General features: G+C 72.7%; 23 protein-coding genes. 18 read left to right on the top strand and 5 right to left on the bottom strand.

Annotated features, from left to right (window positions below):
• Window positions 1-26 precede the first annotated feature (26 nt).
• The 4 genes from BR98_RS12820 to BR98_RS12810 all read right to left on the bottom strand — a co-directional run bounded on the left by BR98_RS12820 (window position 27) and on the right by BR98_RS12810 (window position 4,570).
• Entirely contained in the window at window positions 27-2,120 is a 2,094-nt protein-coding gene (locus BR98_RS12820) for a SpoIIE family protein phosphatase (RefSeq protein WP_035844498.1), read from the bottom strand.
• A gap of 322 nt (window positions 2,121-2,442) precedes the next feature.
• Entirely contained in the window at window positions 2,443-2,574 is a 132-nt protein-coding gene (locus BR98_RS42000) for a hypothetical protein (RefSeq protein ID WP_267886062.1), read from the bottom strand.
• A 12-nt stretch (window positions 2,575-2,586) separates the two neighbouring features.
• Complete coding sequence (locus tag BR98_RS36275) at window positions 2,587-2,778, bottom strand: hypothetical protein (RefSeq protein ID WP_051969712.1); 192 nt, start codon at window positions 2,776-2,778, stop codon at window positions 2,587-2,589.
• Window positions 2,779-2,854: 76 nt separating this feature from the next.
• A complete protein-coding gene (locus tag BR98_RS12810) occupies window positions 2,855-4,570 on the bottom strand; it encodes a hypothetical protein (protein ID WP_051969711.1) in 1,716 nt (571 codons plus the stop codon).
• Between the two features lie 453 nt (window positions 4,571-5,023).
• On the opposite strand from BR98_RS12810, the gene BR98_RS12805 reads away from it, so the two are divergent.
• Together BR98_RS12805 and BR98_RS12800 are read left to right on the top strand one after the other, a co-directional pair.
• Window positions 5,024-6,406: a DUF4331 domain-containing protein gene (locus BR98_RS12805; protein WP_232247391.1), complete on the top strand. Its 1,383-nt coding sequence runs from the start codon at window positions 5,024-5,026 to the stop codon at window positions 6,404-6,406.
• Window positions 6,407-6,482: 76 nt separating this feature from the next.
• The gene (locus BR98_RS12800) at window positions 6,483-7,799 is read left to right on the top strand and encodes a tetratricopeptide repeat protein (RefSeq protein WP_035844495.1); all 1,317 of its coding nucleotides are present in this window, start codon (window positions 6,483-6,485) and stop codon (window positions 7,797-7,799) included.
• 45 nt (window positions 7,800-7,844) lie between these two features.
• On the opposite strand, the gene BR98_RS12795 is transcribed toward BR98_RS12800, so the two are convergent.
• The gene (locus BR98_RS12795; protein ID WP_083976529.1) at window positions 7,845-9,320 is read right to left on the bottom strand and encodes a nucleobase:cation symporter-2 family protein; all 1,476 of its coding nucleotides are present in this window, start codon (window positions 9,318-9,320) and stop codon (window positions 7,845-7,847) included.
• A gap of 516 nt (window positions 9,321-9,836) precedes the next feature.
• On the opposite strand from BR98_RS12795, the gene BR98_RS12790 reads away from it, so the two are divergent.
• From BR98_RS12790 to hypE, 16 genes are all read left to right on the top strand, one after another.
• The gene (locus BR98_RS12790; RefSeq protein WP_035844493.1) at window positions 9,837-10,763 is read left to right on the top strand and encodes an NADP-dependent oxidoreductase; all 927 of its coding nucleotides are present in this window, start codon (window positions 9,837-9,839) and stop codon (window positions 10,761-10,763) included.
• 137 nt (window positions 10,764-10,900) lie between these two features.
• Complete coding sequence (locus tag BR98_RS12785; protein WP_083976527.1) at window positions 10,901-12,724, top strand: hydrogenase maturation protein; 1,824 nt, start codon at window positions 10,901-10,903, stop codon at window positions 12,722-12,724.
• Complete coding sequence (locus BR98_RS12780; protein ID WP_035844492.1) at window positions 12,708-13,769, top strand: NADH-quinone oxidoreductase subunit B family protein; 1,062 nt, start codon at window positions 12,708-12,710, stop codon at window positions 13,767-13,769. The genes BR98_RS12785 and BR98_RS12780 overlap by 17 nt, the downstream gene beginning before the upstream one ends.
• Before the next feature lie 100 nt (window positions 13,770-13,869).
• Complete coding sequence (locus tag BR98_RS12775; protein ID WP_035844490.1) at window positions 13,870-15,654, top strand: nickel-dependent hydrogenase large subunit; 1,785 nt, start codon at window positions 13,870-13,872, stop codon at window positions 15,652-15,654.
• Window positions 15,651-16,181, top strand: coding sequence for a NifU family protein (locus tag BR98_RS12770; protein WP_035844487.1), 531 nt, complete (start codon window positions 15,651-15,653; stop codon window positions 16,179-16,181). Before BR98_RS12775 ends, BR98_RS12770 begins: the two co-directional genes overlap by 4 nt.
• Window positions 16,178-16,801: a DUF5947 family protein gene (locus BR98_RS12765; protein ID WP_035844485.1), complete on the top strand. Its 624-nt coding sequence runs from the start codon at window positions 16,178-16,180 to the stop codon at window positions 16,799-16,801. Before BR98_RS12770 ends, BR98_RS12765 begins: the two co-directional genes overlap by 4 nt.
• Entirely contained in the window at window positions 16,798-17,445 is a 648-nt protein-coding gene (locus BR98_RS12760; protein ID WP_035844482.1) for a DUF6084 family protein, read from the top strand. Before BR98_RS12765 ends, BR98_RS12760 begins: the two co-directional genes overlap by 4 nt.
• Window positions 17,442-18,869 carry a hypothetical protein gene (locus BR98_RS12755; protein ID WP_232247390.1) on the top strand — a complete coding sequence of 476 codons (1,428 nt, stop codon included), beginning with the start codon at window positions 17,442-17,444 and terminating at the stop codon, window positions 18,867-18,869. Before BR98_RS12760 ends, BR98_RS12755 begins: the two co-directional genes overlap by 4 nt.
• The gene (locus BR98_RS39275) at window positions 18,866-19,432 is read left to right on the top strand and encodes a hydrogenase maturation protease (RefSeq protein WP_035844480.1); all 567 of its coding nucleotides are present in this window, start codon (window positions 18,866-18,868) and stop codon (window positions 19,430-19,432) included. Before BR98_RS12755 ends, BR98_RS39275 begins: the two co-directional genes overlap by 4 nt.
• Window positions 19,433-19,449: 17 nt before the next feature.
• Entirely contained in the window at window positions 19,450-19,554 is a 105-nt protein-coding gene (locus BR98_RS42540; RefSeq protein WP_407639446.1) for a DUF6893 family small protein, read from the top strand.
• A gap of 145 nt (window positions 19,555-19,699) precedes the next feature.
• Window positions 19,700-20,092, top strand: a complete 393-nt coding sequence (locus BR98_RS39270) for a hydrogenase maturation nickel metallochaperone HypA/HybF (protein ID WP_035844477.1) — start codon at window positions 19,700-19,702, stop codon at window positions 20,090-20,092.
• Window positions 20,093-20,095: 3 nt separating this feature from the next.
• Window positions 20,096-20,887, top strand: coding sequence for a hydrogenase nickel incorporation protein HypB (gene hypB / locus BR98_RS12740; RefSeq protein WP_035844475.1), 792 nt, complete (start codon window positions 20,096-20,098; stop codon window positions 20,885-20,887).
• Complete coding sequence (hypF, locus tag BR98_RS12735; RefSeq protein ID WP_035844473.1) at window positions 20,884-23,241, top strand: carbamoyltransferase HypF; 2,358 nt, start codon at window positions 20,884-20,886, stop codon at window positions 23,239-23,241. Before hypB ends, hypF begins: the two co-directional genes overlap by 4 nt.
• 36 nt (window positions 23,242-23,277) lie before the next feature.
• On the top strand, window positions 23,278-23,598 hold the full coding sequence (locus BR98_RS12730) for a HypC/HybG/HupF family hydrogenase formation chaperone (RefSeq protein WP_035844470.1): 321 nt from the start codon (window positions 23,278-23,280) through the stop codon (window positions 23,596-23,598).
• Window positions 23,595-24,728 carry a hydrogenase formation protein HypD gene (gene hypD / locus BR98_RS12725; protein ID WP_035844468.1) on the top strand — a complete coding sequence of 378 codons (1,134 nt, stop codon included), beginning with the start codon at window positions 23,595-23,597 and terminating at the stop codon, window positions 24,726-24,728. The genes BR98_RS12730 and hypD overlap by 4 nt, the downstream gene beginning before the upstream one ends.
• Window positions 24,721-25,803 carry a hydrogenase expression/formation protein HypE gene (gene hypE / locus BR98_RS12720; protein WP_051969710.1) on the top strand — a complete coding sequence of 361 codons (1,083 nt, stop codon included), beginning with the start codon at window positions 24,721-24,723 and terminating at the stop codon, window positions 25,801-25,803. Before hypD ends, hypE begins: the two co-directional genes overlap by 8 nt.
• The last annotated feature ends 75 nt before the right edge of the window (window positions 25,804-25,878 follow it).

Genomic DNA, 25,878 nt, shown 5'->3' with positions numbered 1-25,878 from the left:
CCTCGTCTCGGGCTCCGACAGTCACGCTAGTCCGGTCCCGCACCGGTGACGAGTCCGACCTGAGCGATCAGCAGTGCCACGTCGTCGTGGCCGTCGCGTTGGCGCAGGGCGGTCAGCAGCTGGTCGCAGGTGGCTTCGAGCGGGAGCCGGGGGTCGGCGAGCAGCGTGAGCAGGGCCTGCATGCGGACGTCGATCGACTGGTCGCGGGTTTCGACCAGCCCGTCGGTGTACAGCACCAGCCGGTCGCCGGGCGCCAGGTCGAGGCAGACCGCCTCGAACGGGACGCCGCCGACGCCCAGCGGCGCGCCGGTGGGCAGCTCCAGCAGCGCGGGGGCCCGGCCGCAGCGGACCAGGGCGGGCGGCAGATGGCCCGCCAGGGCGATCCGGCACTGCGCGTGGTGCGGGTCGAAGACGGCGTAGACGCAGGTCGCGATGGTCTCCTCGAGGCCGTGCGTGGTGTGGTCCAGGTGCTGCAGCACCTGGGCCGGGTCGAGGTCCAGGTCGGCCAGGGTGCGGGTGGCGGTGCGCAGTTGGCCCATGGTGGCGGCAGCGTTGATGCCGCTGCCCATGACGTCGCCGACGACCAGCGCGGTCCGGTCGCCCGCCACCGGGATGACGTCGAACCAGTCGCCGCCGACCTCGCCGGCCGCGGCCGCCGGCTGGTAGCGGAAGGCGACCTCCAGACCCATGGGCTGCGGCGGCTGGTGCGGCAGCAGGTGGCGCTGCAGGGTCAGCGCGGCGTGGCGTTGGCTCTGGTACCAGCGGGCGTTGTCGATGCAGACGGCGGCCCGGGCGGCCAGTTCGCCGGCCAGCACCACATCGTCCTCAGTGAACGGCAGCGGGTTGTGGGTGCGCTTGAGGTCCAGGGCGCCGAGCACCTCGCCGCGGGCGATCAGCGGCACGGCCAGGTAGGAGTGCAGGCCGGCCTGGGCCAGCAGCACGGTGGCCGTCTCGTCGCGGGCGATCCGCGGCAGGTCCCGGGCCTCGACCCGCTCCACCAGCACGGGGCGGCCGGTGGTCACACAGCGGGTGACCAGGCGGTCGGCGGCGTACTTGGCGATCTCACCAGGTGGGTCGGCGGCCCCGACGGCGTCCGACGGGTAGGCCGCGGCCACCGCGAGGGCCCGGAAGGTGGCCGTCCCCGAGGCGGGCCCCGCCACGCCCTGGCGTCCGTTCAGCACCGAGTCGAGGACGTCCACCGCGGCGATGTCGGCCAGGTCGGGCACGACGAACTCGGCCAGCTCGCGGGCCGTCCGGTCCAGGTCGAGGGTGGTGCCGATGCGCACCGAGGCGCGGGCTATCAGGGCCAGCCGGCGCCGGGCCGCCGCCGCCTCGGCGGCCGTGCGGTGCTGCTCGGTGACGTCCACCACGGAGGTCGCGAGCCCGATCACCCGGTCGGCGTGGTCCGCCAACCGGTAGTACGAGGCCCGCCAGGCGTGCTCGGTATTCGGGTCGGCACCGGTGCGGCCGACGGTGAACTGGTCCACCAGCGCCGTGCCGGAGGCCAGCACATGGCGCATCGCCGACTCGATCGCCTCGACGTCCAGGAACGGCAGGGCCTCCCGGACCGTGTGGCCCAGGTGCCGCTCGGCCGGCAGGCCGTTGATCCGCTCGAGCGCCGGGTTGACCAGGACGTACCGCAGGTCGGTGTCCAGCACCGCCAGCCCGATCGGGGACTGGGAGACCAGCCCCATCGAGAGCGCGAGGTCCCGCTCCACACCGCGCAGGGTGTCCCGGTCGATGGCGATCCCGAGCGCGTAGCGGCCGCCGTGCTCGTCCTGCAGCCGCATGTTGCGGAACTCCACCGGGCGGGTGCTGCCGTCCTTGTGCAGGACCGGGAACACCCCGGCCCAGGCCCCGCTGCCGGTCATCACCTCGGCGAACAGCTCGAGAATCAGCTCGAAGTGCTCCTCGGCGACCAGCAGGGTGGCCGCGAACCGGCCGAGGGCCTCCTCGGCGGTCCAGCCGAAGAGCCGCTCGGCCTGCGGGCTCCAGAGCACGATCCGCCCGTCCGCATCCAGCACCGCCGCGGCCAGGCCCAGCATGTCCAGCAGGCCACCGGGCTCGGACGGGACCCCCGCCGGGCCCAGTCGGGGCCCGGACGCATCGGATGCGCTCATACCGAGCCCTCCTAGCCTTGATGGACTCCATCCTCTCTCCGGACCGGCCTGCCGGGCAGCCCGAGCGGGGCTCGGCCGGTCGGTCGGTCTCGGGGTCGCTGGTCGATCTCGACGTGGTGGATCGTGCAGTCGGGCAGCTCGCCGCTGTCGTCCTGGCCGAAGTCGTGCGAAGAACTGCGCGGGGCCGCCGCACGGCCAGGTGCCGGTCTGCGCACTCGTCGGCTGCGCCGCGGCGGGCGGCGGGCGGTGGGCGGCGTGACGCTGGGCGCGGCGACTGGTCGCCAGGGGCGACCTGCCCAGCTCGGCGGCGCCCGAAGGAGGTTCAGCTGCCCGTGCGGACGTGCACGGGGTCGCCGCCGAGGGTGCGGTAGAGCTGCGTCCACTGCTGGTCCGTCGCCGTGGCCGGCCGGCCGTCGCAGTAGGCCTTGGTGCCGTTGGCCGTGTAGAAGCGCATCAGCTGCAGAACTCACGTCGGGTCGGCCTGCTGCCCGCCGGTGTAGCGGGTGCCCGGCTGCTGGTGCTGCAGACAGGTCGGTGATGGGGTGGCCGGCTGGGCGTCGAAGCGGCCGTCGCTCGCGGCGCCGCAGGCGGTGCTGAAGGCGCCCAGCGCGAGAGCGAGCGTGGGGAGCGCGCGGTGACGGCGGCGGGGGACTGGCACGAGCGGAACCTCCTGCTGGGGCAGTGGCTCGGGGGACGGTGGAGGTGGGGACCGGTGTCGCTGAGGACCGGCGGCTTCACAGCGTGGCCGGCAGGCTGCGGACGACCAGCCCGATGCCCACGGTGACGATCAGCAGGGCGGTCAGCAGCGCCGTGTACGGGGTGATGCGGTTGACCGCGCGCAGGAACGGTCGGTCGGCGGCGCCCGCGAGCGAGGCGCCGAGGCGGACGAAGAGCAGCCCGGCCGCGGTGAGGGTGCCGGCCATGCCGAGGCCGTAGGCGAGCACCAGACCCGCGCCGAACAGCGTTCGCCCGAGGGCCACGGCGCCCAGCAGGACCACCAGTGCGGAGGGGCTCGGCACCAGGCCGCCGGCGATGCCCAGCCCGATCAGGCCGCGCTTGCCGAGCGGGCGGTCGTGCGGGGCGTGGTGGTGGCCGAACAGGCCGTGGCGGTGGGTGTGTTCGCCGTGCGGATGGGGGTGCGGGGCGGGGTGCGGGTGCGGGTGGCTGTGCTGTTCGGTCTGGGCCGGGCGGGCAGCGGTCAGTACGGGAACGGGGGAGTCGGTGCGCTGGGCGGTCGTGCTGACAGCGTGCGGGTGCGGGTGCGGGTGCGGGTGCGGGTGCGGGTGCTCGTGTTCGTGCGGGTGGTCGTGCGGGTGCCCATGCGAGTGTCCGTTCGCGTGCGGGTGCGCGTGCGTGCCGCCTCGGGCGCGCCGGGCGGCGTCGAGCAGCAGCCCCGCGCCGACCAGCGTGACCAGCACCCCGGAGGTCACTCCGAGCCAGCCGAGGACCAGATCGCCGGCCAGCGAGGAGAACGCGGTCAGGCAGAGCCCGAGGACCAGCACGCCCGCGGTGTGCGTGACGGTGACGGTCGCCCCGACGGTCAGCGCGTCACGCGTACTGCCGCGCCGCCCGGCGAGGTAGGCCGCCATGATGGTCTTCCCGTGCCCGGGCAGCAGCGCGTGGCCGGCGCCGAGCACGACCGAGAGCAGTACGGCGAGCAGCCCGACCGGCAGGGTCAGCCGCCGGGTGGCGCCCAGCCCGGCGAGCTTGGCGTCCAGCCGCGCGAGCCAGGCCGTCGGTCCGCTGCCCCGCGAGCCGGCGGCGAGCCCGGCCACGGCCGGTCCGCCGCCGCTGCCCGCACTGCCCGGTACCGCGGTGAACGCGGCCTGTACCACCCCGCTCGGATCGGTCAGCAGGTCCCGCGGATAGTCGCGCAGCTGCTGGGAGTTGGACACCTCGGGGACATCGCTGTGTTCGAGCCGCACGCCCTCCCCGCGCGCCGTGATCTCGTTCCAGCCGACTCGGCTCGGGTCGCTCCCGGTGGCCACCCGCAGCTGCGCACCGGCGGTGCCGAGGTCCAGCGGCGCCTGGAGTTCGCACTCCAGCCGACTGGTCTCCAGGCCGGCCGAGCCCGGCGCGTACTGGAACCGCGCGGCCGTGACCGTCCAGGAGAGCGGTCGGGCGTCCGCGGTGACGGTGAGCCGCTCGGCGCTCTGCCGGCACTCCCGCGCCGCCCAGGCGGCGCGCTCGCCCTCGTCGGCCACACCGTTGCCGTCCCGGTCCACCTCGGACTTCTGCTGTGCGGTGGGGATCTCGGCGGTGTCGGTGACGGCCAGGGCCTCGAGCCGGTCGGGGTGCACGGTGAGGCCGGTGTAGTGGTTGACGGAGAAGTTCCCGAGCGGGTGCGCGGCGGCGGGCGGGGCGAACACCGGGCCGGCCAGCCAGACGGTGCCGGCCAGCAGGACTGCGGCGCGGGCCAGGGAACGGGTACGGGAACGGGAACGGGTCACGCACGGCCTCCGGCGGGCGGGCGAAGCTGCCGCGGAGTTGCGAGGGCAGCGCACGGGTGGGTGCGCGGCGCCGTCCACCGGCACCGGCGGTGCCACCATCCCGACCCAACGCGCGGACCAGGGCGAACGACACTGGTGCGGGCCCTCGGCTCACCCGAACGGCGCAGTCCGGGCTCGTCCCCGGGCTCGATCGCCGGCCTGGATTGGTCTGTCCGGGCGGAGCCGCTCAACCAGCCGGGTGACAGGGCGGGCCGGTAGCGCGCGCGTTCGCGAACTCGCGACCGGATCCGATCCACAGTCGGTTTCAGGCTGTCCAGCCGGATCCGACCCTCGCCGCCCACCGGGCCACGAGGCTGCCACCCGTCACGGAAGCGAGCACCCACCCGTATGAACGTCCCACGCCGATCTGCCTGTTCGCGCTCCACCGCCCGCACCGCGGCGATCCTGACCACCATGAGCCTGGCCCTGGCGAGCACCGCCCTGCTGGGCACGGGGGCCGGGGTCAGCACCGCGTCGAGCCACCGCGAGGCGCCGCTGATCGCCGCCGACCCGCAGGTCGACAACACCGACGTCTACGCGTTCACCAGCCCCGACAAGCAGGACACCGTCACCCTGGTCGCCAACTGGCTGCCGTTCCAGGAGCCGAACGGCGGACCCAACTTCTTCCCGTGGGCCGACGGCGCGCACTACGACATCAACATCGACTCGCAGGGCACCGGCCACCCCGACCTCACCTACCGCTGGACCTTCCACACCGAGGACCAGCGCGGCACCAACACCTTCCTCTACAACAACGGCGTGGTGAACAACCTGACCGACCCCACCCTGCTCTTCCGCCAGTTCTACACGCTGCAGGAGCTGCGCCCCGGCTGCGAGCCCAGGACTCTGGTCGAGCACGGCACCGCCGCCCCCTCGGACACCGGCAAGGCGTCGATGCCGGACTACGGGCGGCTGCGCGACCAGGCGACCGTACAACTCCCGGACGGCGGGCAGACCGTGGCGACCCAGGCCGCCGACCCGTTCTTCCTCGACCTGCGGGTCTTCGACCTGCTCTACGGCGGCAACCTCTCCGAGGTCGGCCAGAACACGCTGGCCGGGTACAACGTCAACACGCTGTCCATCCAAGTCCCCAAGAGCGAGCTGGCGTTCAAGGGCGACGCGGGGCGCAACCCGGTCATCGGGGTGTGGAGCAGCACCGAGAAGCAGACCATGAAGCTGAGCCCGGGCGAGCAGAAGCCGGTCGGCAAGTACGTCCAGGTGTCCCGGCTGGGCAACCCGCTGGTCAACGAGGTGGTGGTGCCGGCCGGCCTGAAGGACGCGTTCAACGCGCTGCCGCCGTCGGAGGACCACAACCAGCCGGCGCTGGTCGCCAAGGTCCTCGACCCCGAGGTCCCGCACCTGGTGCAGAGCATCTACGGCATCCCGGCCCCGGCGACGCCGCGCACCGACCTGCAGGAGATCTTCCTGACCGGGATCGCCAAGGCCGCCAACGGCCCGTTGGCGGTGGACCTCAACTCGCAGCTGATGAACCAGGACATCGACGTCAACCAGTTCGTGCCCGCGGAGGAACTGCGGCTCAACATGTCGACCCCGGTCACCGCCAAGCCCGACCGGCTCGGGGTGCTCAACGGCGACTTCCAGGGCTTCCCGAACGGACGCCGGCTGACCGACGACGTGCTGGACATCGGGCTGCAGGTGCTGGAGGGGGCCACCCCCGGCCACCTGATCGGCGCGCTGGCCGCCGGTGACAAGGTCGACACCGCGGACAAGCCGTTCGGCGGCACGTTCCCGTACCTGGCGCTGCCGTACGCCAAGGCCGTCAACCAGCCCAAGTAGTGCTCGCGCGGGGCGGGTTCGTGAGACTCGCCCCGCCGCCCGAGTTCCCGCCGGCCGAGTCCCCGAGGACCAGCACATGCGACGACTGCCCCTCGCACTCACCACCACGCTGCTCTGCGGCGCCCTGGCCGTCGTCGGCGGGTGGCAGGACCGGGCCACCCCGCACCCGCCGCCCGCCGCCGAGAACGCGCCACGCACCGGCGGGCCACTCGCCGACCGCTCCCTGCCGCAGGCCATCGGCGCCGACCAGCAGCACCTGCGCAGGTTTCCTGACGATGCGTCAGGCTGGGCGCGCCTCGGCGCCGAGTACGTGGAACAGGCCCGGCTGACCGCCGACCCCTCGTACTACCCCAAGGCCGACGAGGCGCTGCACCGCTCGCTCACCCTGGTCCCGGAGGACAACATCGATGCGCTCACCGGCCTGGGGGCGCTGGCCAACGCGCGCCACCAGTTCGACCAGGCCCGGGAGTTCGCCGAGCAGGCCGTCGCCGTCGCACCCCTGCACTGGCAGGCCTACGCCGTGCTCGCCGACGCCCGCACCCAGCTCGGCGACGACACCGGCGCCACCGAAGCGGTCCAGGGCCTGCTGGACCGCCGGCCCGGCACCGCCGCCTTCACCCGCGCCGCCTACGACCTGGAGCAGCACGGCCGCACCGAGGACGCCAGACAGGCCCTCCAACAGGCCCTGGCCGGCGCGTTCGACCCCGCGGACAAGGCCTTCTGCCGCTACCAGCTCGCCGAACTCGACCGCAACGCCGGTCGTCCCGAGCAGGCCCTGACCGGCTACCGGCAGGCCCTGACCGAGGACGCCGACTACACCCCGGCCCTGGCCGGCAAGGCCCGAGCCGAAGCGGCGCTCGGCGACACCACGACCGCGGTGGCCGACTACCGGACCGCCATCGCCAAGGTGCCACTGCCCCAGTACCTGCTGGAGCTGGGCGAACTCCAGCAAGCCCTGGGCCAGGCCGAGCAGGCCGACCAGCAGTACCGACTGCTGGACGCCGAACAGCGGTTGGCCGCGGCCAACGGCGTGGTGGACGACCTGACCATGGGCCAGTACCGGGCCGACCACGGCGACCCGGGTGAGGCGGTCCGCCTGCTGCGCACCGAATGGTCCCGCCGGCACAACGTCCTGGTCGCCGACGCGCTGGCCTGGGCGCTGCACCGCCAGGGCGCCGACCCCGAGGCGCTCGAACTCGCCCGGCAGGCGCAGCACACCGGTTGGCACAGCGCCCTCTTCGCCTACCACCGCGGCGAGATCGAACGCGCGCTGGGCCAGGACGACGCCGCCCGCGCCGACCTGGCCGAAGCCCTGCGCCTGGACCCGTACTTCAACCCGCTGCAGGCGCCCCGGGCCCGCGCCGACCTGGCGGCCCTCAGCAGCCCGGCCTGAGCCGGGCGGCGGTGGGTGCCCGGGCCGGCGCGGCGAGCCGCCGGCTCAGACCGCGGCGACCGAGGGTTGGGTGTCGTCCGGGTCGGCGACTGCCGCGGTCTCCCGCTCCAGCTCCGGCTCCTGTTCCTGCTCGTGCTCCTGCGGCACGCCGGCGGGCGGCTTCGGGGCCCCGAGGTGGAGGTGGTTGAAGAGCAGGTTGAGCCCGAAGGCCAGGATGACGGTGAGGGTGATCGGGCTGCCGAAGATGGTCTGGGTCCAGTCCGGGAAGTTCTTGAAGAAGACCTCGTTGCCGAAGGGGTCGGTGGCCACGGCCGGCAGCATGCCGACGCCGAGGGAGACGGCGACGACCAGGAAGTTGTGGTTGCCGGTGAAGTCGACCTTCTTCAGCGTCTGGACGCCCACCGCGGTCACCATGGCGAACATGACCAGCGCGGCGCCACCGACCACGGGTTCCGGCACGGCCGCGACGAACGCGCCGACCTTCGGCACCAGCCCCATGACCAGCAGGAAGCAGCCGGCGACGGCGACCACCCAGCGGGAGCGGACCCCGGTCATCTGCACCAGACCCACGTTCTCGGCGTACGCGGTGTCCGGGAAGGAGTTCATGCAGCCGCCGAGCACGGCCGACAGACCGTCAGTGGCCAGACCCCGGGCGATGTCCGCGTCGGTGAGCTCCTTGCCGGTCATCTCGGCCACCGCGAGCATGTCGGCGGTGGACTCGGTGTAGGTGACCAGCAGGACGATGCACATGGAGATGATGGCCGCCGCGTCGAACCGCGGCGCGCCGAAGTGGAACGGTGCGGAGATCCCGAACCAGCCGGCCGACTTGACCCCGTCGAGGTTGAGCAGGTGCATCGGGATCGAGGCCAGCGTGCCGATGACCAGCGCGAGCAGCGGCGCGATCTGGCCGAGGAAACCGCGAAGTACCTTGCTGAAGACGACGATCAGCGCGATGACGCCCAGGCCCAGGGCGATGTGGGAGACCTGGCCGTAGTCCGGGGCCGAGGTGTTGTGCCCCGCGATCATCCCGGCTCCCGGGCCGATCAGCGACAGGCCGATGATCGCGATCACGGTGCCGGAGACCAGTGGCGGGAAGTACTTGATCATCTTGGAGAACGGCTTGGCGATGAGCAGTCCGAAGACGCCGGAACAGAGCATCGCGCCGTAGACGGTCGGTAGCCCGTGCTTGGCGGCGATGGTGATCATCGGGCTCACCACGGTGAAGGTCGCACCGGCGACCACCGGCAGGCGGACGCCGAAGATCTTCGAGATGCCGACCGCCTGGATGATCGTCGCGATGCCGGCGACCAGCAGGTCCGCGTTGACCAGCAGGGCGATCGTGCGCAGGTCGAGCTTGAGCGCGCTGCCCACGATGAAGGGGACCGCGACCGCGCCGGCGTACATGATGAAGACGTGTTGCAGGCCGAGGATCGCCAGCCTCGGCGGCGGCAGTACCTCGTCGACGGGGTGGACCTGGGTGGGGCCGGGTCTGGCGGGTGTGTCGGTCTCGGTCGATTGCATCGGAACCTCCGTGGGGGCAGCAGGGCAGCCGTGCATGGCACGACGGCGAGGCGTGCCTGACAGGGCATGACGGGGGCTGCGCAGTGAACCGTGAACTGAGCGTGAAGCAGGGGGTGAAGTGGGCGTGACGTGTGCCGTGCGGTGGGGCGGCCGGGCAGCGCGCGAGCGGACGGTCGGGCGTTGCATTGGGTGGACGGTTATCCGGGGGGCGTTCCCATCGCGAGTGAGGGTGCCGACATCCGGTTTCGTTGAGGTGGTGCCACGGCGGGTCGCGCCTTCTTGTGGGAGGTCGCGGGGCCCTGTGTCGTGTTGGAGCAATTAGAGCTGGGTCGGTTACTGCCTGCTACTGGATGAATCTCCATATCGGCGGGCGGGTGAGCGGCGCGGGGCTGGACGATCCCTACAGTCCAGGAGGTGAATGCTTGACATCCTCAATCATGTAGGCATAACTTCGAGGAAGTACTTGAGGTGCTGAACAATCAAGCAAGTCAAATCTTTCTGCTTTGGAGTACCACCATGAAGGCCATCACCTACGCCACCTACGGCGGTCCCGACGTCCTGCAGTACGGCGACGTCCCCGAGCCCAAGCTCGGTGCCGACGCGGTGCTGGTCAAGGTCAAGGCCGCCTCCGTCAACCCGGTCGACTGGAAGATCCAGGCGGGCTACCTCGACAGCGTCATGGACGCCGTCTTCCCCGTCATCCCCGGCTGGGACGTGGCCGGCGTGGTCGAGCAGGTGGGCGTCGGCGTCAGCGAGTTCGCCCCCGGTGACGAGGTGATCGGCTATGTCCGCGAGGACATGGTGGGTCGCGGGACCTTCGCGGAGTACGTGGCCGCGCCCGTCCGCACCCTGGCTCGCAAGCCTCGCAACCTCAGCTTCGAGCAGGCCGCCGGCCTGCCGCTGGCCGGCCTGACCGCCTATCAGGCGCTCACCGGGGCGCTGGCCGTCAAGCCCGGCGAGACCGTGCTGGTGCACGCCGCCGCCGGTGGCGTCGGCTCGCTCGCCGTGCAGATCGCCAGCGCCCTCGGCGCCCGGGTGATCGGCACCGCCGGCCAGCACAACCACGACTATCTGCGCGGCCTCGGCGCCGAGCCGGTCAGCTACGGCGAGGGACTCGCGGACCGGGTCCGGGCACTGGCGCCGCAGGGCGTGGACGCGGTGCTGGACCTGGTCGGCGGCGACGCCCTGCAGATCTCGCCCGCGCTGCTCGGCCCCGCCGGCCGGCTCGCCTCCATCGCCGACGGTGCGGTGCTCGCCCTCGGCGGCCGCTACGTCTTCGTCCGTCCCGATGCCAGTGACCTCGCCGCGCTCACCGAACTCGCCGAGGGCGGCCGCCTGCAGGTCGAGGTCGCCGCGACCTTCCCGCTGCACCGGGCCGCCGACGCACAGCGCCTCAACGCCGAGGGCCACACCCGCGGCAAGATCGTGGTCACCGTCGCCTGAGCAGCCGGCGGCTACCGCCAGATGGGCTCGCGCTATCGGGTGAGCCGACGGCCTGTCAGACCGGGGCGGCGCCGTGAGGGGCGCGAGCATCGGCGGTGGCCGGACCCGCTGCCCCTGCGGGCGGCCGGGAGGCTGTCATGCACATCCTGCTCGTCGCCTCGGCCTTCAACAGTCTCAGCCAGCGCGCGTACGCGGAGTTGGGCGACCGAGGCCACCAGGTGTCCGTCACGCTGCTGAACGGCGAAGCGGCGGAGCGCGACGGCGCGCTGCGCGCGGCGGTCCGGCTGCACCGACCTCGGCTGATCGTGGCGCCGATGCTGAAGACCGCGCTGCCGCCCGACGTGTGGTCCAGCTGCCCGTGCCTGATCGTGCACCCCGGACCGGTCGGCGACCGCGGGCCCTCCTCGCTGGACTGGGCCATCGAGGAGGGCGCCACCCACTGGGGTGTGACGGTTCTTCAGGCCAACGCCGAGATGGACGGCGGTGACGTCTGGGCCTCGGAACCCTGCCCGGTGCCGTCCGTCGGCAAGAGCGACCTCTACCGCAACGAGGTCTCCGACGCCGCCCTGACCGCGCTGCTGCTGGCGGTCGACCGCTGCGCCGCAGGGTCGTACGTCCCCCGGCCGCAGCGCACGCCCGATCCACAGGGCCGCCCCCGGCCGTACTTCGCGCAGCGGCTGCGGCTGATCCAGTGGGAGGCCGACTCCACCGCCACCGTGCTGCGCAAGCTGCGCGCGGCCGACTCCCACCCCGGAGTGCTGGACCGCCTCGCCGGCCAGGAGTGGTATCTGCACGGCGGCCATCAGGAGCACGAACTGCGAGGTACGCCGGGGGAGTTGCTGGCCACCCGGGCCGGCGCGGTGTGTCGGGCCACCACCGACGGAGCGGTCTGGATCCCGCAACTGCGGGCTCGGCGCCGCCCGGGGCAGGAGCGCCCGTTCAAACTGCCCGCCGCGCTCGCACTGGCCGGACAGATCCCCGAGCTGCCCGAGGTCCCCGCGCTGCCCGACGGCCCCGACACCGCCTGGAGCGACATCCGCTACCGGGAGCAGGGGGCGGCCGGGTTCCTCTCCTTCTCCTTCCCCGGCGGCGCGATGAGCACCGACCAGTGCCGCCGCCTGCTGGCCGCCTATCGGCAGGCCTGCTCGCGCCCCACCTCGGTCCTGGTGCTGGGCGGCGACCGGGACTTCTTCTCCAACGGGATCCACCTCAACGTGATCGAGGCCGCCGCCGATCCGGCCGCGGAGTCCTGGGCCAACCTCCAGGCGATGGACGACCTGGTGGAGGCGGTCCTGAACACCACCGACCGGCTGGTCGTCTCCGCCCTGGGCGGCAACGCGGCGGCCGGTGGCGTCATGCTCGCGCTGGCGGCCGACGAGGTGTGGTGCAGGGCAGGCGCGGTGCTCAACCCGCACTACCGGCTGATGGGTCTCTACGGTTCGGAGTACTGGACCTACCTGCTGCCCCGCCGGGTGGGCGCCGGCACGGCCGAGCGGCTCACCGACCGGGCGCTGCCGCTCAGCGCGGCGGCCGGGCAGCGGCTCGGCCTGGTGGACCGGCTGCTGGGTTGCGCGCCGCAGGACTTCGCCGCCGAGGTCCGGGCGCGGGCGGTGCGGCTGGCCTCCTCGGGGGCGGTCACCGGAGCGCGGATCGCCGCGAAGAAGGCGGCGCGCGAGGCCCAGGAGGCGGCCAAGCCGCTGGCCGCGTACCGGCACGAGGAGTTGGCCCGGATGCACCGGATCTTCTTCGACCCCGATGCGCCCTACCACGCGCTGCGGCGGGCGTTCGTGCGGAAGGAGCCACCCGCCGCCCCGCCGCGACAGCGGTCACGGCCGGTGACCGCCGTCACCGGATTGGCCCCGTTCGACGGCGCCTCCGGCCCCGATTCCCCGGAGCCTGGGAAGGACACCCGGCTTCGCGACCACCTCCACGAGGAGGCTTCCCATGACCGACACCGCTGAGGCGACCCCCGCCACCGACGAGCCCGTGATCCACATCCTCTGGATCAACGCCGGCCTGAGCTGCGACGGCGACTCCGTGTCGCTGACCGCCGCCACCCAGCCCAGCATCGAGGAGATCGCCACCAGTGCGCTTCCGGGCCTGCCCAAGATCGCGGTGCACTGGCCGCTGATCGACTTCGAGTGCGGCCCGGTCCAGGGCGCCGACACCTTCATCGAGTGGTTCTTCAAGGGCGAGCGGGGCGAGATCGACCCGTTCGTGCTGGTCGTCGAGGGCTCGATCCCCAACGAGTCGATCAAGAAGGAAGGCTACTGGTGCGGGTTCGGCGACGATCCGGCGACCGGTCAGCCGATCACCACCAGCGAGTGGCTGGACCGGCTCGCCCCCAAGGCCCTCGCGGTGGTCGCCATCGGCACCTGCGCGACCTACGGCGGCATCCACGCGATGGCCGGCAACCCGACCGGCGCCATGGGCGTGCCCGACTACCTCGGCTGGGACTGGAAGTCCAAGGCGGGCATCCCGATCGTCTGCGTGCCAGGCTGCCCGATCCAGCCCGACAACTTCTCCGAGACGCTGGTCTACCTGCTGCACCAGGCCACCGGCGCGGCCCCGATGATCCCGCTGGACGAGCAGCTGCGCCCGACCTGGCTCTTCGGCGCCACCGTGCACGAGGGGTGCGACCGGGCCGGCTACTACGAGCAGGGCCAGTTCGCAACCACCTACGACTCTCCCAAGTGCCTGGTGAAGCTGGGCTGTTGGGGGCCGGTCGTGAAGTGCAACGTGCCCAAGCGCGGCTGGATGAACGGCCTCGGCGGCTGCCCCAACGTGGGCGGCATCTGCATCGGCTGCACGATGCCCGGATTCCCGGACAAGTTCATGCCGTTCATGGACGAGCCGCCCGGCGCCAAGGTCTCCAGCACCGCCAGCGGCGTCTACGGCGCGGTCGTGCGCCGGCTGCGGTCGATCACGGCGTCGACGCTGGACAAGGAGCCGAAGTGGCGCCACACCGGCCAGAAGCTGACCACCGGGTACCGCAAGCCGTGGTGAGCAGTCCCGCGCAACCGCAGCGTCCCGCGCAGTCGCGGCCTCCCGCGCAAGCGCAGCGTCCCGCAGAACTCCCGGCATGAAGAAGGGCTCGGCAGACACGATGGCACCGACGACGAAGGCGGCCGGCGACGGCAGCGGCCTGACGGAGATGTCCTGGGATCCGATCACCCGGATCGTGGGCAGCCTCGGCATCCACACGAAGATCGACTTCAAGCAGAAGCGGGTCGCCGAGTGCTACAGCACCTCATCGGTGTTCCGCGGCTACAGCGTCTTCATGCGCGGCAAGGACCCCCGGGACGCGCACTTCATCACCAGCCGGATCTGCGGTATCTGCGGCGACAACCACGCGACCTGCTCGGTGTACGCGCAGAACATGGCCTACGGCGTGAAACCGCCGCACCTGGGCGAGTGGTTGATCAACCTGGGCGAGTCCGCGGAGTACATGTTCGACCACAACATCTTCCAGGAGAACCTGGTCGGGGTGGACTACTGCGAGAAGATGGTCCGGGAGACCAACCCGGGCGTCCTGGAGCTCGCCGAGCGCACCCCGTCGCCGCACGCCGGCGAGCACGGCTACAAGACGATCGCCGACATCATGCGCTCGCTCAATCCGATCGAGGGCGAGTTCTACCGTGAGGCGCTGCAGGTCAGCCGCTACACCCGGGAGATGTTCTGCCTCATGGAGGGCCGCCATGTGCACCCCTCCACGCTCTACCCGGGCGGCACCGGCACCGTCGCCTCGGTCCAGCTCTTCACCGACTACCTGAGCCGCCTGATGCGGTACGTGGAGTTCATGAAGCGGGTCGTCCCGCTGCACGACGACCTCTTCGACTTCTTCTACGAGGCGCTGCCCGGCTACGAGGAGGTCGGCCGCCGGCGGATCATGCTGGGTTGCTGGGGCGCGCTCAACGACCCCGAGTACTGCGACTTCACCTACCGCAACATGACCGACTGGGGCCGGCGGATGTTCGTCACCCCGGGCATCGTGGTGGACGGCAAGCTCGTCACCAACGACCTCACCGAGATCAACCTGGGCATCCGGATCCTGCTCGGCAGCTCCTACTACGAGGACTGGCAGGGCAAGGAGCAGTTCGTCACCCACGACCCGCTCGGCAATCCGGTCGATCCGCGCCACCCCTGGAACCAGCACACCATCCCGGCTCCGCAGAAGCGGAACTTCGACGACAAGTACAGCTGGGTGATGTCGCCGCGCTGGTTCGACGGCAAGGACTACCTGGCGCTGGACACCGGCGGTGGCCCGATCGCCCGGCTCTGGTCCACGGCGCTCTCCGGCCTGGTCGACATCGGCTACGTCAAGGCCACCGGCCACAGCGTGGTGATCAACCTGCCGAGGACGATGACCAAGCCGGAGGCCACCTTCGAGTGGAAGATCCCGAAGTGGAGCAACGCGCTGGAACGCAACCGCGCGCGCACCTACTTCCAGGCCTACGCGGCCGCCGTGGCACTGCACTTCGCCGAGAAGGGCCTCGCCGAGGTGCGGGCCGGGCGCACCCGGACCTGGGAGAAGTTCGAGGTGCCCGAGGAGGGTGTGGGCGTCGGCTTCACCGAGGCCGTGCGCGGGGTCCTCTCGCACCACCTGGTGATCCGGGACGGCAAGATCGCCAACTACCACCCCTACCCGCCGACCCCGTGGAACGCGAGCACCCGCGACACGTTCGGGACACCCGGCCCCTACGAGGACGCGGTGCAGAACACGCCGATCTTCGAGGAGAACACCCCGGAGAACTTCAAGGGCATCGACATCATGCGCGCGGTGCGCAGCTTCGACCCCTGCCTGCCGTGCGGTGTCCACATGTACACCGGCGAAGGCCGGACCGTGAAGCAGATGCACGTGCCCACCGGCCTGAGCGGACTGGGCGGATGAGCGCCGTGGCGGCGGCCGCGCCGGTCCGTGCGGTGAACGCGGAGCAGGTCGGGCGGCGGATCGAGGAGATCCTCGACCAGTTCGCGGCCGGTGGCGACCGGGACGCCTCGGCCGCGGCCGAGGAACTGGTCCGCGTCCTGATGGAGTTCTACGGCGCCGGCCTGGCCCGGATCGTCGACCTGCTGGGGAGTGCCACGGTGGCGAAGACCCTGCTGGACGACGAGCTGGTGGCGAACCTGCTGGTGCTGCACGAGCTGCACCCGGAGGACCTGCCGAGCAGGATCGCCCGGGCCCTGGCGCACCAGCCGGTCGAGGTGGTCGACTTCGCCGTGGCCACCGGCACCCTGCGGGTGCGGTCCACCGGTGGAGGTTGCGGCTGCCCCAGCACCTCGGCCGCGACCCGCGAGACCGTCGCCGACGCGCTCGCCGGGCTCGCACCCGAGGTGACCTCGGTGGAGCTGGAGGGCGCGGCCAAGGAGTCGGCGCTGCTGCAGATCTCCACCCGGGCCCCGGGCGGCGGCTCGTGACGGCAGGTCTGCGCCGCTTCCTGGCACCGCGCGAGCCCGCGCCGGAGCGCTGCGAGCTGTGCGGCGCGGTGGTGGCCGAGCACGGCCACCGCCACCTGGTCGACATCGAGCAGCGCTCGCTCAGCTGCGCCTGCACCCCGTGCGCCCTGCTCTTCGAGCACTCCGGCGCCGCCGGGGGCAGGTACCGCACCGTCCCGGACCGCTACCTGACCGACCCTCAGCTGCGGCTGGACGACAGCACTTGGGACCTGTTCCAGATCCCGGTCGGTGTCGCGTTCTTCTTCCGCAACAGCGCGATGGACCGGCTGGTCGCGCTCTACCCGAGCCCGGCCGGCGCCACCGAGAGCGAGCTGGACCCCGCGGCCTGGCAGGCGGTGCTGGACGGCACCCGGCTGGCCACGCTGCTGGAACCGGACGTCGAGGCGCTGCTGCTGCGCCGCTCCCGCGACGGGTACGCCTGCTTCCTGGTCCCGATCGACGTCTGCTACCAGCTGGTCGGGCGGATGCGCCTGCACTGGAAGGGATTCGACGGCGGCGCCCGGGCCAGGAGCGAGCTGGAGGAGCTCTTCGGGTACGTGGCCGGGCGGGCCCGGGTGGCGCAGGAGGTGGCACGGTCGTGACCGAGTTCTCCTTCAGCTGCACCGGTGTGCGGGCCGACCGGTACGCCGCCGGGCCGACCCTGGTCTTCCGGCTGCGGATCACCGCCACCCCCGACACCCGGGTGCACGCCATCGCGCTGCGCTGCCAACTGCGGATCGAACCGGCCAAGCGCGGCTACCAGCCCGTGGAGGCCGACGGGTTGGCCGACCTGTTCGGTGAGCGCTCGCGCTGGGGCAGCACGCTGCAGCCGCTGCAGTTCGCCGAAGTCGCGCTGATGGTCCCCGGCTTCACCGGGGAGACCGAGGTGGACCTGGCGGTGCCCTGCAGTTACGACCTGGACATCGCCGCGACCCGCTACTTCCAGGCGCTGGGCGAGGGCGAGGTGCCGCTGCTGATGCTCTTCTCCGGCACCGCGTTCACCGGCGCCACCGGCTTCCACGTGGAGCCGGTGCCCTGGGACCGGGAGGCGCGGCTGCGCCTGCCGGTCGCGGTCTGGCGCGAGATGGTCGACCAGCACTTCCCCGGCTGCGGCTGGGTCCGACTGTCCCAGGACACCATGGCCGAGCTGCTCGCCTTCCGGTCCCGTCGCGCGCTGCCCTCCTGGGAGCTGACGGTCCGTGAACTCCTGGACTGCGCGGGCGTGACGGACGGAGCCGCCCGGTGACCGACAGCGCGCTCACCGCTCCCACCGCGCGGATCGAGGCCCGGTTCTCCGCCGCCCGGCAGCTGGCGGACGCCGTCCTCTTCGAAGGCTATGTGCTCTACCCCTACCGGGCGTCCGCGGCCAAGAACCGGATGCGCTGGCAGTTCGGCGTCCTGGTGCCGCCCGCCTGGGGCACCGACCAGGGCGAACAGAGCTTCCAGCGCACCGAATGCCTGATGGAACCGCGCCGGGGCGCGACGCTCTTCCTCGAGCTGCGCTTCCTGCACGCCCAGCGACGCACCGTCCAACGCCTCCGGGCCGACGGATCGTTCGAGGCGGTGGCTGAACTGGAGCTGGCCGAGCGGGTGTTGACGCCCTGGGACGAAGGCGTGGAGGAGCGGGTGCAACTGGCCGTTCCGGTCGCCGAACTGGGTGAGGAGATCCGGTCGGTGCCGTTCGCCAGCCCGGCCCGGGAGGAGATCGAGCCGGTCCACGACGAGAGCGACCGCCCGGTGGGCCGCCTGGTCCGGCGCCGCGAGGAACTGCGCGGCGCCGTGCGGATCTCGGCGACCGAGCTCCCCGGACCGTACTCGGTACGGAAGCTGACGGCGGTGGTGGAGAACACCTCCGACTGGTCACCCGAGCCGGCCGCCGACCGGGAGGCCGCGCTGCCGCGCTCGCTGGTCTCGGCCCACCTGCTGCTCGCTCTGGACCACGGCTCCTTCCTCTCACCCACCGACCCGCCGGAATGGGCCAAGGCCGCGACGGCCGGGTGCGAGAACCTGCACACCTGGCCGGTACTGGCGGGCGAACCGGGCAGCACGGACCTGCTGCTCTCCTCCCCGATCATCCTGGAGGACCACGCGGCGATCGCCCCGGAGAGCCCCGGCGTCCTCTACGACGCCCTGGAGATCGACGAGATCCTCGCCCTGCGCACCGCCGCGCTGACCGACCAGGAGAAGCGCGAGGCCCGCGGTACCGACGCGCGGGCGGCCGCCGTGATCGACCTCGCGGACTCCATGCCCCCCGAGGTACTGGAACGGCTGCACGGCGTGGTCCGCTCGCTACGGGAGATCACCGAACCGGCCGTGGCCGCGTCCACGGCCGCCGACCCGCTGGAGCAACTGCTCTCTCCCGGTGCCCCGTGGTGGGACCCGGCGAGCGACCGCAGCGTCGACCCGGACCGGGACCAGGTGCTCGTGGACGGCCGCCCGATCGGGGCCGGCAGCCGGGTGGTGCTGCGGCCCGGCCGACGGCGCACCGACGCCCAGGACATCTTCCTGCACGGCCGCAGCGCCCAGGTCGAGGCGGTGCTGCACGACGTGGACGGCGGGGTGCACCTGGCGGTCACCGTCGACGGTGACCCGGGCGCCGACATCCGCCGCGAGCAGGGCCGCTTCCTGTACTTCCAGCCCGACGAGTTGGCCCCGTTGGAGGACGCGTGACCTCGCCGACGAGGACCCTGGTCGCCGGGGTCGGGAACATCCTGCTCGGCGACGACGGCTTCGGCGTCGAGGTGGTCCGCCGCCTGGCACCCGGCCAACTCCCCGAGCACGTCGAGGTGGTGGACATCGGAGTGCGCGGCGTCCACCTGGCGTACCAGCTGCTGGACGGCTACCACACGCTCGTCCTGGTGGACGCGACCGCCCGTGGCGGTGAGCCCGGCACCCTCTACCTGATCGAGGCGGGCGGGCCCAGCGCTCTCGAATCCAGTGACGTCGAGCACAGTGCCCTCGAGCCAGGGGACGCGCTGCTGGACGGGCACCGGATGACCCCCGACGCGGTACTGGCGCTGCTCGGCACGCTCTGTGCCGGCACCGGATCGGTGCCGCCCCGGCGAACGCTGGTGGTGGGCTGCGAGCCGGCCGGCGTCGAGGAGGGCATCGGGCTCAGCGAGCCGGTCGCGGCGGCGGTCCCGGAGGCCGTGCGCCTGATCCACCGGCTGCTGGCCGAGGAAGCAGCGGGCGCGCCGCTGCTGCCGAACGTGGCCGACCCGGCCACGAACTGACGAGAGGAAACAACGCCGTGAAGAAGTGCCTCATCAGTGCCCTGGTGATCGCCGGACTCGTCTGCGCTGCCATCCAGATCATGCCGGACATCAAGCGCTACCTGCGGATCCGCAGCATGTGACGGTCCGCCCGCCCGGGAGAGCCGGCCTTGGCCCGAACGGGCTAAGCCGCGCCTCGACCGCGGCGCGGCGCCCGCGCGGCCCGGTGGAACCCGCCCTGTAATGGGGGGCGGCGGCTCCCGACGGGGCGGCCGTGCGGGAGGTCCGATGCACGAGATGTCGATCGCGATGGCTGTCGTCGGCCAGGTGGAGGAGGCTGCCCGAGCGGCTGGCGCCACCGCCGTGCGATCGGTGCTGCTCCAGGTCGGGGAGCTGGCCGGAGTGGTGCCCGACGCGCTCGGCTTCTGCTTCGAACTGGCCTGCGCCGACACCGTGTTGGAGGGCTGCGAGCTGGTCACCGAAGCGGTGCCGGCCCGCGCCCGGTGCGGGCCCTGCGCGGACGAATGGCTGGTCGGCATGCCACCCGAGCTGAGCTGCCCGGTCTGCGGCACGGTCACCGCCGAGCTGCTCACCGGCCGTGAGCTGCAGATCGTCAGTGTGCGGTGGGAGGACGACCGCGTGCCCGCCGCCACCCCCGAACGGACTCCCCAGGAGCGCTGAACCATGTGCCGTGTGGTCGACCTGCAACAGGCGGTCCTCGCCAAGAACGACCTCGGCGCGCGACGGCTGCGCGAGGAACTGGCAGCCCGTGGCACCATCGCCGTCAACCTGCTCTCCAGCCCGGGAAGCGGCAAGACCGCTCTGCTGGAGGGAGAGTTGACGGCTGCCCGGGAACGCGGTGTCCCGGTCGCCGCGCTCACCGCGGACCTCGCCACCGAGAACGACGCGCGGCGGCTGGCCCGTTCCGGTGTGCCGGTCAAGCAGGTGCTGACCGACGGCCTGTGCCACCTGGAAGCCGAGATGCTGGCGGGCCAGCTGGACGGTTGGCTGCCCGAGGGCACCCGGCTGCTCTTCGTGGAGAACGTCGGGAACCTGGTCTGCCCCGCCTCCTACGAGCTGGGCGAATCGCTGCGGGTCGCGCTCGCCTCGGTGACCGAGGGCGAGGACAAACCACTGAAGTACCCGACGGCGTTCGGCCTGGCGAACCTGGTCGTGGTGACCAAGACCGACATCGCGGAGGCGGTCGGGTTCGACGAGGCGGCCTTTCGCGCGAACGTCCAACAGGTCAACCCCGGCGTGGAGGTGCTGCTGACCTCGGTGCGCGGCGGCGTGGGGAGGGGCGAGCTGCTGGAGCGCGCCCTGGCCGTGCACGCCGGCGAGCCGGTGCACGTCCCGGTGATGGCCCGCCGGCCCGCGCAGACCCCACTGCACGAGCACGACCACGAGCACGAGCACGAACACGAGCACGGCCACGAGCACGAGCACGGCCACCCGCACCCGGCGCTGCACCTGTGACCACGGTGGGCACCGCCGTCGAGGTGGCGCAGCGCCGCCGGGTGACGGTCCACGGCGTGGTGCAGGGCGTCGGCTTCCGGCCGTTCGTCTACACCCTCGCCACCCGCCTCGGTCTGGCCGGACAGGTCGGCAACACCGCCGAGGGCGTGATCGCCGAGGTCGAGGGACCAGCCGAGGCGGTGGCCCGGTTCTGCGCGCTGCTCGCCACCGACGCGCCGCCGCTCGCCGTGGTCGACTCGGTCCGGCAGGAAACCGTGCCGGCGCTCGGCGCGGTGGGATTCAGCATCCTCGCCTCCCACCCCACCGGCCCGGCCCGCACCCTGGTCTCGCCCGACACGGCCACCTGCCCCGACTGCCTGGCCGAGCTGAGCGACCCCGCCGACCGCCGCCATCGGCACCCGTTCATCACCTGCACGCACTGCGGGCCGCGTTTCACCATCGTCACCGGGCTGCCCTACGACCGGGACCGGACCACCATGGCCGGATTCCCGATGTGCGGCGACTGCGCCCGCGAGTACGCGGACCCGGCCGACCGCCGGTTCCACGCCCAGCCGATCGCCTGCCACGCCTGCGGCCCGCGCCTGCGCCTGCTCGCCGTCGGACCGGAGTCCGGCGCCCCCGCCCGCGAACTGCCGGTGGCGGATCCGGTGGCCGAGGCCCGCCGGCTGCTCGCCGCCGGGGCGATCCTGGCGGTCAAGGGCCTGGGCGGCTACCACCTGGCCTGCGACGCCCTCGACCCGGCGGCGGTGGACCGGCTGCGGCGGCGCAAGGCCCGCGGCGACAAGCCGTTCGCCCTGATGGCCCGCGACCTCGCCGAGGTCGAGGCCCTGGTCGAACTCGGCCCCGAGGAACGGACACTGCTCACCGGGAACGTCCGCCCGATCGTGCTGCTGCGACGCCGCCGCGACCCGGCGGTGGCGCTGCCGGACACCGTGGCCCCGCGCAGCCCCGACCTCGGCGTGATGCTCCCGTACACCCCGCTGCACCACCTGCTGCTCGGCCTGCCCGGCGACCCGCCCGGACCACGGCTGCTGGTGATGACCAGCGGAAACCTGTCCGGCGAGCCGATCGTCACCGAGGACACCGAGGCCCTGGAGCGGCTCGCCGGGCTGGCCGACGGCTGGCTCACCCACGACCGCCCGATCCAGGTCCCGTGCGACGACTCCGTGCTGCGGGTCTGCGACGGGCGACCGCTGATGATCCGTCGTTCCCGCGGCTACGCCCCGCTCCCGCTGACCCTGCCCTGGTCGGTGCCTGCCACGCTGGCGGTCGGCGGGGACCTCAAGAACACGCTCTGCCTGGGCGAGGGAGGCCGGGCCTGGCTCTCCGCGCACATCGGAGACATGGACGACCTCGCCACCCAGCAGGCCTTCCAGCGCGCCGAGCAGCAGCTGGAGTCGATCACCGGTGTCCGGCCCGAGCTGCTGGTGGCGGACCGTCATCCGGCCTACCGGTCCGCGCAGTGGGCCGAAAAGCACCGGGCCGAGAAGCACCGGGCCGCCCGGCCGTTGCGGCGCGTCCAGCACCACCACGCCCACGTCGCCGCGGCCATGGCCGAGCACGGCCTGGCCGCCGGGGAGCGGGTGATCGGGGTCGCCTTCGACGGCACCGGCTACGGCGAGGACGGTGCCGTCTGGGGCGGCGAGTTCCTGCTGGCCGGCTACCAGGGGTACCAGCGGTTCGCGCACCTGGCGTACGTCCCGCTGCCCGGCGGCGACGCGGCCGTGCACCGCCCGTACCGGATGGCGCTGGCCCACCTGTGGGCGGCCGGCCTGGCCTGGGACGAGGACCTGCCCGCCGTGCGCGCCTGCCCGCCCGAGGAACGCCGCCTGTTGGCCCGTCAACTGGAACGCGGGGTCAACTGCGTGGCCACCTCCAGCATGGGACGGCTCTTCGACGCCGTCTCCGCGCTGGCCGGCGTCTGCCAGCTGGCCGGCTACGAGGCCCAGGCCGCCGTCGAACTGGAGGGCGCGGCGGTCGGCGCGGCGGGGGAGCCCGGCTATGCGTTCGGGCTGCGCGCCACCGAGCCGCTGACCGCCGACCCGACCCCGGTGCTGGCCGCCGTGGTCGCCGACGTGCGGGCCGGCGTCGAACGGAGCGTGATCGCCGCCCGCTTCCACGCCGCCGTCGCCGACCTGGTCCGCGACACCTGCGCGGCGGCCCGCGAGCACTCCGGCCTGGCCACGGCAGCCCTGACCGGCGGGGTGTTCGCCAACACGCTGCTCTCCGCGCGCTGCGCCGCCGCGCTGCGCGAGGACGGCTTCACGGTCCTGCGCCACGCGCTGGTCCCGCCGAACGACGGGGGACTGGCGCTCGGTCAGCTGATGGTCGCGGCCGCGGCGGTCGAAGCCTGACCGACCGCGGAACGCACCCACAACGAGGAGAAGCCCATGTGCCTGGCGGTGCCCGGCAGAGTGCTGGAGATCGAGGAGAAGGACGGTACCCGGATGGCCACCGTCGACTTCGGCGGCGTGGTCAAGGAGGTGTGCCTGGAGTACCTGCCGGACCTGAAGGTCGGCGAGTACGCGATCGTCCACGTCGGATTCGCGCTGCAGCGCCTCGACGAGGAGTCGGCGCGGCGCACGCTCGCGCTCTTCGCCGACCTCGGCATGCTCCAGGAGGAGTTCGGGGACCCGTGGGAGGCGGCCGCGGCGATGGCCGAGCTCGGCGGGTCCGAGGTCGACGGCACGGCCGAGGAGGCCACACGGTGAAGTACATCGAGGAGTTCCAGGACCCCGAGCTGGCGCGGCGGCTGCTGGACGACATCCATGCCACGGTGACCCGGCCGTGGGCCCTGATGGAGGTCTGCGGCGGGCAGACCCACACCATCATCCGGCACGGGATCGACCAACTGCTGCCGGACCAAGTGGAGTTGATCCACGGGCCGGGCTGCCCGGTGTGCGTCACCCCGCTGGAGGTGATCGACAAGGCACTGGAGATCGCCTCCCGGCCGGAGGTGATCTTCTGCTCCTTCGGCGACATGCTGCGGGTCCCCGGCACCGGACGCGACCTGTTCCGGGTCCGCGCCGAGGGCGGCGACGTGCGGGTGGTCTACTCGCCGCTGGACGCGCTGCGGATCGCCCAGCAGAACCCCACGCGCCAGGTGGTCTTCTTCGGCATCGGGTTCGAGACCACCGCGCCGCCCAACGCCATGACGGTCCATCAGGCCCGCAAGCTCGGCATCCGCAACTTCAGCCTGCTGGTCTCGCACGTGCGGGTGCCCCCGGCGATCGAGGCGATCATGCAGTCGCCGAGCTGCCGGGTCCAGGGCTTCCTGGCGGCCGGCCACGTGTGCAGCGTGATGGGCGTCGCGGAGTACCCCGTGCTGGCCGAGCGCCACCGGGTGCCCATCGTGGTCACCGGATTCGAGCCGCTGGACATCCTGGAGGGCGTCCGGCGCGCGGTGCGGCAGCTGGAGCGCGGTATCCACACGGTCGAGAACGCCTATCCCCGAGCCGTCCGGCCGGAGGGCAACCCGGCGGCGCTGGCCATGCTGGAGGACGTCTTCGAGGTCACCGACCGGGCCTGGCGCGGGATCGGCACGATCCCCGGCAGCGGCTGGCGGCTGTCCGAGCGATACCGCGAGTTCGACGCCGAGCAGCGCTTCTCGGTGACCGGCATCCAGACCCGCGAGCCCGCCGCCTGCCGCGCCGGCGAGGTCCTGCAAGGGCTGCTCAAACCGCACGAGTGCGAGGCCTTCGGCACCACCTGCACCCCGCGCAACCCGCTCGGCGCCACCATGGTCTCCAGCGAGGGCGCCTGCGCGGCCTACTACCTGTACCGCCGGCTGGAGACCCCGCCCGCGGCTCCCGCGCACCTGGAGGCGAGCCCCGTTGCCTGAGCCCATCGACATCCTGCCCGCCCCGCGGCCCGACCTCACCGCCTGGACCTGTCCGGTCCCGCTGCGCGACCAGCCGCGGGTGGTGACCGGACACGGCGGCGGCGGCGCGATGACCGCCGAGCTGGTCAGCGAGGTCTTCGCGCCCGCTTTCGGCGGCGAGCTGCTCGGCCGTCTCGGGGACAGCGCGGTGCTGTCGCTGGGGGGAGCGAGGCTGGCCTTCACCACCGACTCGTACGTGGTGCGCCCGCTGTTCTTCCCCGGCGGCAGCATCGGTGACCTGGCGGTCAACGGGACCGTCAACGACCTGGCGATGAGCGGCGCCCGGGCGACCTACCTGTCCTGCGGCTTCATCCTGGAGGAGGGCCTGGAGATGTCCGTCCTCGGCCGGGTGGCCGAGGCGCTTGGCGCCGCCGCGCGGGTAGCCGGCGTCGAGGTGGCGACCGGCGACACCAAGGTGGTCGAAGCCGGGCACGGGGACGGCATCTTCATCAACACCGCGGGCATCGGCCTGGTGCCCGCCGGGGTCGACCTGCGACCGCAGCGAGTGGTCCCCGGCGACGTGGTGATCGTCAGCGGCGCGATCGGACTGCACGGCGTGGCGATCCTGAGCGTGCGCGAGGGACTGGAGTTCGGGGTGCAGATCGAGAGCGACTGTGCGCCGCTCGGCGGCCTGGTCGACGCGATGCTCGCCGTGACCCCGGACCTGCACGTGCTGCGCGATCCCACCCGCGGCGGGCTTGCGGCCGCCCTCAACGAGATCGCGGCGGCCGCCGGAGTCGGCGTCGTGATCCAGGAGCGCAGCGTGCCGGTGCCGCCGCCGGTGGCGGGCGCCTGCGCGATGCTGGGCCTGGACCCGATGTACGTGGCCAACGAGGGCAAGCTGGTCGCCTTCGTGCCGCGCGAACACGCGGAGGCGGTACTGGCCGCGATGCGCGCGCACCCGCTGGGCGCGGACGCGGTGGTGATCGGCGAGGCGGTCGAGACCCACCCCGGCATGGTGGTGGCCCGGACCGGCCTCGGCGGCACCCGGGTGGTGGACCTGCCGATCGGGGAACAGCTGCCGCGGATCTGCTGATCGCCCGGTGTGCTGATCGGGTGGTGTGCTGACGGCCTGGTGTGCTGATCGGGTGGTGTGCCGGCGGCCGGGCGG

The sequence above is a fragment of the Kitasatospora azatica KCTC 9699 genome (assembly GCF_000744785.1).
GTDB lineage: Bacteria > Actinomycetota > Actinomycetes > Streptomycetales > Streptomycetaceae > Kitasatospora > Kitasatospora azatica.
The sequence above is the reverse complement of the archived record's forward strand: the minus strand, read 5'-3'. Positions and strand labels throughout refer to the sequence as shown.